The organism is Kitasatospora sp. NPDC093806, assembly GCF_040683335.1.
Lineage (GTDB): Bacteria > Actinomycetota > Actinomycetes > Streptomycetales > Streptomycetaceae > Kitasatospora.
Genome location: NZ_JBFBDO010000205.1, coordinates 1 through 5,545, shown reverse-complemented (window position 1 = coordinate 5,545; position 5,545 = coordinate 1). Strand labels below are relative to the sequence as shown.

General features: G+C 69.3%; 6 protein-coding genes. 2 read left to right on the top strand and 4 right to left on the bottom strand.

The genetic code is table 11. The features are described 5' to 3' along the window. Positions 1 to 44: 44 nt before the first annotated feature. From AB0N76_RS38960 to AB0N76_RS38945, 4 genes are all read right to left on the bottom strand, one after another. Complete coding sequence (locus tag AB0N76_RS38960; RefSeq protein ID WP_363565597.1) at positions 45 to 992, bottom strand: hypothetical protein; 948 nt, start codon at positions 990 to 992, stop codon at positions 45 to 47. Continuing rightward, entirely contained in the window at positions 992 to 1,816 is an 825-nt protein-coding gene (locus AB0N76_RS38955) for a phytanoyl-CoA dioxygenase family protein (RefSeq protein ID WP_363565596.1), read from the bottom strand. Before AB0N76_RS38955 ends, AB0N76_RS38960 begins: the two co-directional genes overlap by 1 nt. Then, complete coding sequence (locus tag AB0N76_RS38950; protein ID WP_363565595.1) at positions 1,813 to 2,328, bottom strand: HIT family protein; 516 nt, start codon at positions 2,326 to 2,328, stop codon at positions 1,813 to 1,815. The genes AB0N76_RS38955 and AB0N76_RS38950 overlap by 4 nt, the downstream gene beginning before the upstream one ends. A gap of 179 nt (positions 2,329 to 2,507) precedes the next feature. Next, positions 2,508 to 3,050: an ATP-binding protein gene (locus tag AB0N76_RS38945; protein ID WP_363565594.1), complete on the bottom strand. Its 543-nt coding sequence runs from the start codon at positions 3,048 to 3,050 to the stop codon at positions 2,508 to 2,510. Positions 3,051 to 3,432: 382 nt separating this feature from the next. On the opposite strand from AB0N76_RS38945, the gene AB0N76_RS38940 reads away from it, so the two are divergent. Further along, positions 3,433 to 4,833, top strand: a complete 1,401-nt coding sequence (locus tag AB0N76_RS38940) for a hypothetical protein (protein WP_363565593.1) — start codon at positions 3,433 to 3,435, stop codon at positions 4,831 to 4,833. Between the two features lie 23 nt (positions 4,834 to 4,856). Further along, positions 4,857 to 5,474 (top strand): GNAT family protein, encoded by a 618-nt coding sequence (locus tag AB0N76_RS38935; protein ID WP_363565592.1) that lies wholly within the window; start codon positions 4,857 to 4,859, stop codon positions 5,472 to 5,474. Positions 5,475 to 5,545 lie beyond the last annotated feature (71 nt).

The following is a 5,545-nucleotide window of genomic DNA, read 5'->3' as shown; positions in this document are numbered from 1 at the left end:
GCGGGCCCCCGCAGGGCCCGCGCCGCACCCCGGCCGTGTGCCTCTCAGGCAGGGCCGAACATGTGCTGCGTGGGCGGGTGCGGGTGGGGGCACGAGGCGAACTCGGGGCCGAAGCAGCAGGCGTGGGCCGTCGTCCAGGACTCGAGATCGGTGGAGGGCCGTCCCAGGAGGTGTTCGGCTGTCCGGGTCGCCGGGGCGTCCCCCTCGGCGCCGATCCGTCCCCACAAGCCGAGGACCTGCGCTGCGGCGCTGGGGTGCATTCCGTACTTGGCCAGGCTGGTCACGAAGTGCTCGTCGGTCTGGCGTACGAACGTGATCGGCCGCCCGCAGGCCTGGCTCAGGGCAGAGGCCCACAGGTCACAGGTCGCCTGCGCGTGGTGGCTCATCAACGTGCCGCTCAGGTCGACCGAGTCGGGAGACAGGATCTTGCGGCAGAACAACTCGGCGGCGTCTTCGCAACTGATGTAGGAGAACAGGCGGTCGGCGTCGACGGGGAAGGTGAACGATCCCGCCGTGGCGATCGACTGGCACTGGTAGAGGATGTTCTCCAGGAACATCGGCAATCGGACGACGTCGAATGCGATCCCGGACTTCTCCAGGAGTGTCTCCAGTGCCGCCGCTTCACCGGCCATCGTGCAGTGATCCCGGGCGAACTGGATGCCCAGGCAGACGATCCGCTGTACGCCGGCCTTCTGCGCCGCTCGCACGTACATGCCGCCGACATCGACTCGCCGGTCGATCGGAGGCACCATCAGCATGGTCTCGGTCCCGGCCAGCGCCTCGATCAGCGAGGCGGGCTCGGTCGGCTCCCAGTCGCGGAGCTGCACGTCGATGTCGCTCACGGCGCGCCCGGCGATTCGGGCTTCCGGAATGGCCAGGCGAAGCGTCAGCTGCGGTGCGTCGGCAGCGAGCCGGCGCAGTGTGTAGTGACCGACCTTGAAGAAGTTCCGGGTCGCTCCGAGTACGGTGACGACCTGCGGCGAGTCCGTCATCACGCGCCCCAGCTCTCGGTACCCGTCGGGTCCTTGTACAGGCTCACCGGGCTGACCGTGTTCGAGTGGTAGCCCAGCAGTCGACGGCTTCGGGCGGAGAGGTGGCCGGCTGCGGTGGTGGGGTCGCAGGGGTGGTCGTACGGGCGCAGCCACGCCTGTCCGAAGCGGATGATCGCGCTGCGTCGCTCCTGGGTCCGGTTGGGCAACACGGCGTGCCACATGGTGTTGCCGAAGACGACCGTGTCGCCGGGTTCCGCATGGATGCTCAGAGCGCCCTCGGGAAACGAGCCCTGGGCGAGGGCGTCGTTCGCCGACGTCCAGTAGGTGTCGTCCTTGTGGCCGGCCGGCCACCGGTGCGAGCCGGGGATGAGCACGAGGTTGCCGCTGTCCTTGGACCGCGTGTCGGTGAAGAACACCTGGGCTTTGAGGTGCAGCGGCCCGTTGACCTCGTCGTACGGCCGCTCCAGGTAGGCGCCGGAGTCGCGGTGCCAAGGCTCGTGGGCCGCCTGGTAGATCCCCCGCCGCAGCACCTCGGTACCCAGGACCTGGAGCGACCCGTTGAGGATCCGGTGGGGGACGGACATCAGCGAGCCGCACTCGAAGAGCAGGTGGTACTCGGCGATGACGTTCGCGGCGTCGCGCACGTGCGTCAGGGCCGGGTTCGCGTTGAACGAGCTGTGCGTCAGGTCCGGCCGACGGCTGTCGGCGAGCCTGCGGACGGCCGTGTCCAGCGTACTGACGACGCTGTCGGGGACGGCCTGCTTGAGGAGCACGAAGCCCTGTTCGGTGAACTGGGCGACGGCGTCGTCCGGTGGAATCGTCACGGTCGGCTGCTTTCTGCCCCGGCCTCGGGCGGCTGGGGGGCGTTGAAGGCTGTGCGCAGACGCTGTGCGACCTCGTGCTTGCGGGCCGGATCGGCCAGCCGAGGGAAGACGACGATCGAGTCGCCGTCGTAGCGCGGCACGATGTGGATGTGGAAGTGGAAGACGGTCTGGTGGGCGGCCCGGCCGGTGGCGTGGACCAGGTTGATGCCGGACGCGCCGCAGGCGTCCTGCAGGGCGTTCGCCACCTGCTTCGCGGTGGCCATGACCTGCTGGAACGACTCTTCCGGGATGTCGAGCAGGTCCTGGAAGTGCTGCTTGGGAACGACGAGGACGTGCCCGTAGGTCGCTGGGAGGTGGTCCAGGAAGCACAAGGTGTCCGCTGTCTCGGCGATGACGTGCGCGTCCACCTCGCCGTCGGCAATGCCGCAGAAGACACAGGAGGACTCGGCGTCGCCGACCGGATCCTGTGCCGGGTATCGGGACAGCCACTGGGGGTCGAAACTCAGGGACATGGTGTGAGAGGCCTTCACAGGAGGCGCTGCCCGCGAGTCGACGGCCCACTGGGCATGGCGGTACGGCGCCTGCGGGCGATCGATGAGGCGGGACGGCGTCGGATGGTGGGCGATTTCGGGTGGCGCGGGCGGGTGGCTGGCAGCCCCGAAAGGCGTCGGTGCTCGCCGGGTGCCTCGGCTCAGGTGACGAAGCTGGAGCCGACAGGGCAGGGGTGGCATGCCGGGATTCGTCGGCACAATTGCTGTCCCTGCGCGGCACTCGGCTGGACGGGGAGCGACAGCGTGGCCATCACCCGCTTTCCGAAGTCGGTTGCTTGAGAGGTCCAGCGGCCGGCGGTGAGGTGGTCGACGATGAACAAGCCGCGTCCGTGCTCGGCTTCGTCGTCGGCGGTTTGGAGCACGGGATGGTCGCTGCTCCCGTCGAGTACGCCGAGGCTCAGCGCGTGCTCGCGGCGGCTGGCGTACAAGCCGAGGGTGACCGGCTGGCCGCTGCTGTGGGCGAACGCATTGGTGAGCAGCTCGCTGACCAGGAGGGCCACGTCATCAGCCCGGTCGCCCAACTCGACGCCCCACATGCGCAAGGTCGCAATCACGAGTCGGCGGGTGAAGCCCACCACGCCGTCGAACGGCGCCAGCGGCCAGGACACTCCCAGAACGTCGTCATCGGCCATGACGCGTCCCGTCTCGGTCTGCCTGGCCAGAGCGGTGAAGGTGCTGTCCATCGATTCCCTCCCGTCGCCGGCCCCGAACGGGTGCCGGTGCGCACGTAGTGCTGGATGGGGTGTTCGGACGAAGCTGCTGCTCGCAGCCGCCGTTCTCACGCTTCGCTGTCGGGGGATAGCGGACAGCGAGGTGGCGTTCAGCATGGCGTCGGGCGCTGCGGCACCGATACGACGTGGCCGCCGTCACGAGCACGCCGTTATCTCCGGTGCCGAGAGAGACCGATGACGTCGTGCGTCATGGATGCCGTCATGGCTGCCGTCATCTGGGGCGCAAGGCCGTCGGCGAGGGTTTCCTGCCGGTCGCTCGCGGCTATGGTCGAAGCAGACGAACGGGTACCGGAGAGGATCCGCGGTGGCTGAAACTCCCACGCTCCTAAGGGTCTTGACGCTGGAACGGCACTGGCAGGTCTACGAGACCTTCCGGCTGCGGTTCGAAGGCGCTGCGGCCCGGCTCGCCGAGGTTGAGACCGACCCGCGCCTGGTGGGGCTGTCGGTCTCCAAGCGGCAGTTCGAGCGCTGGTACGGCGGTGCGGTGAAGACCCGGCCCTACCCGGACCAGTGCCGGGTCCTGGAAGCCATGTTCGGCATCGGCGTCGACCAGCTTCTCGGACCCGCCGTCGCACGGCCCGATGCCCGCGCTGGGCCTCCGTCCGTCGTCCCGCCGGTACGGCCGGTCCCTGTCTTCCTCACAACCGAGCAAGCGCAGGTGCTGCCTGCGGGAGGCCGGTTCAGCAGCGAGACCCGCCTTGACGCGGGCACCACGGAATTGGAAAGGCAGGTCGCGATGGCGGCTCGTCGTGCGCTTCGCTTCACCGCGATGGCGGAAGGAAGCAGTGTTGGCCCGGAGGCCCTGGGCCAGATCCAGGACGAGGTACGGCGACTCACCGTTGCGTACCCCAAACTCGCCCTGCCGACCCTGCTCGGTGACCTCGTCGAGGTCCAGGACCTGACCTTTCGTCTCCTGGAGCACGGCCACCTCAGGCCCTTGCAGGCCCGGGAGCTGTACCTGCTCGCCGGTATCACCTCCGGCATGCTTGCCAAGGCCAGCCACGACCTCGGCAACCCGAGCGCCGCCATGATGCAGGCCCGTACGGCCTTTGTCTGCGCGGACAACGCCGACCACCACGCCATGCGCGCCTGGGTGCGGTCGCTGCAATCGCTCATCTCCTACTGGGCGGGACGACCGGCCGAGGCCGCCGACTACGCTGACCTCGGACAAGCCGCCGCCGGCAACGTCCGTGGCACCACGAGCGTCTGGCTCGCCTGTCTCTCCGCCCGCGCGCACGCCCTGCTCGGCGACGGCGAAGCGACTCGCACTGCCATCCAGCGTGCCGAGGATGCCCGGGCTGTGGCCCAATCCGACGACCTGGACGGCTTCGGCGGCATCATGACCTTCCCGGTGCCCCGGCAGCTCTATTACGTCGCTGAGGCCACCGTGCACCTCGGCGAGGATCCCGTGCTCGCTGAGAGTCAGGCAGAGGCCGCCGTTGCGGCCTACCGCACCGCCACCGAGGACGAGTGGGCCTTCGGCGACGAGGCCGGCGCCCAGACCGACCTCGCACTCGCCCGCCTCGCCCGAGGAGAGGTCGACGGGGCGGCCGAGGCGGTCCGCCCCGTCCTCGACTTGCCCGTCGAGCAGCGGAACTTCGGCATCACAAGCAGCGCCCAGCGCGTCTACGCCGCGCTGCCGTCCGGCAGCCGACGCGTCGGCGGGGTGGCCGTCGACCTCCGTGAGGAGATCGAGGCGTTCACCGCCACTCCGACATCCGTCCTCATCCGATGACCGCACAGGTAGGCTCCGCGGCCATGACCCCAGTCCACCTGACCGGCCCCCGCCTGGCACTGCGCGAGATCGAACAGGAGGACACCGACGCCCTCTTGGCCATCTACGGAGACCCCGAGGCCACCCGGCACCTCAGCTTCGAACCCCGCACCCGCGGGCAGGTCCAGGCGATCGTCGATCGTTCGATGAACTCTGCCAAGGGCAACCCGAGGGCCGAGTACGGCCTCGCCGTCACCCAATGCGGCCAGCAACACCTGATCGGGTACGCCCGTCTGGCCACCGAACCCCAACGGGCCGCCACCATCGGCTTCGCCCTCCACCAAGCGGAGTGGGGCAAGGGACTCGGCACCGAGACCGTCCACCTCCTGTGCGCGCTCGGCTTCAACGTCCTCGGCCTGCACCGCATCTGGGCCGCCCGGTCTCCGCTCAACGAGGCGTCCGCGCGGACTCTCCTCCACGCCGGCATGACCGAGGATGGCCGCATTCGCGACCACGTCTTCGTCCACGGGGCCTGGCGCGACTCGATCACCTACTCGATCCTGGAACACGAGTGGAATCCGATCGATGGACTGTGGGCCGTTGGGGCGGTCCCACCCGATGCCGCGAAGACGACTCCGGCTTCCAAGCTGACAGCCCCGTAGCGGCGCTCCTCGGAGCCGGGTTGCAGCGAGATTCCCTCTGCTCGCGGCGCGCGCTGGCCGCGGCCAGCGCG

Bases quoted from the DNA above. Each gene is read 5' to 3' on its own strand.
- AB0N76_RS38960 (WP_363565597.1), bottom strand. From the start codon at position 992: ATGACGGACTCGCCGCAGGTCGTCACCGTACTCGGAGCGACCCGGAAC.
- AB0N76_RS38950 (WP_363565595.1), bottom strand. From the start codon at position 2,328: ATGTCCCTGAGTTTCGACCCCCAGTGGCTGTCCCGATACCCGGCACAG.
- AB0N76_RS38945 (WP_363565594.1), bottom strand. From the start codon at position 3,050: ATGGACAGCACCTTCACCGCTCTGGCCAGGCAGACCGAGACGGGACGC.
- AB0N76_RS38935 (WP_363565592.1), top strand. From the start codon at position 4,857: ATGACCCCAGTCCACCTGACCGGCCCCCGCCTGGCACTGCGCGAGATC.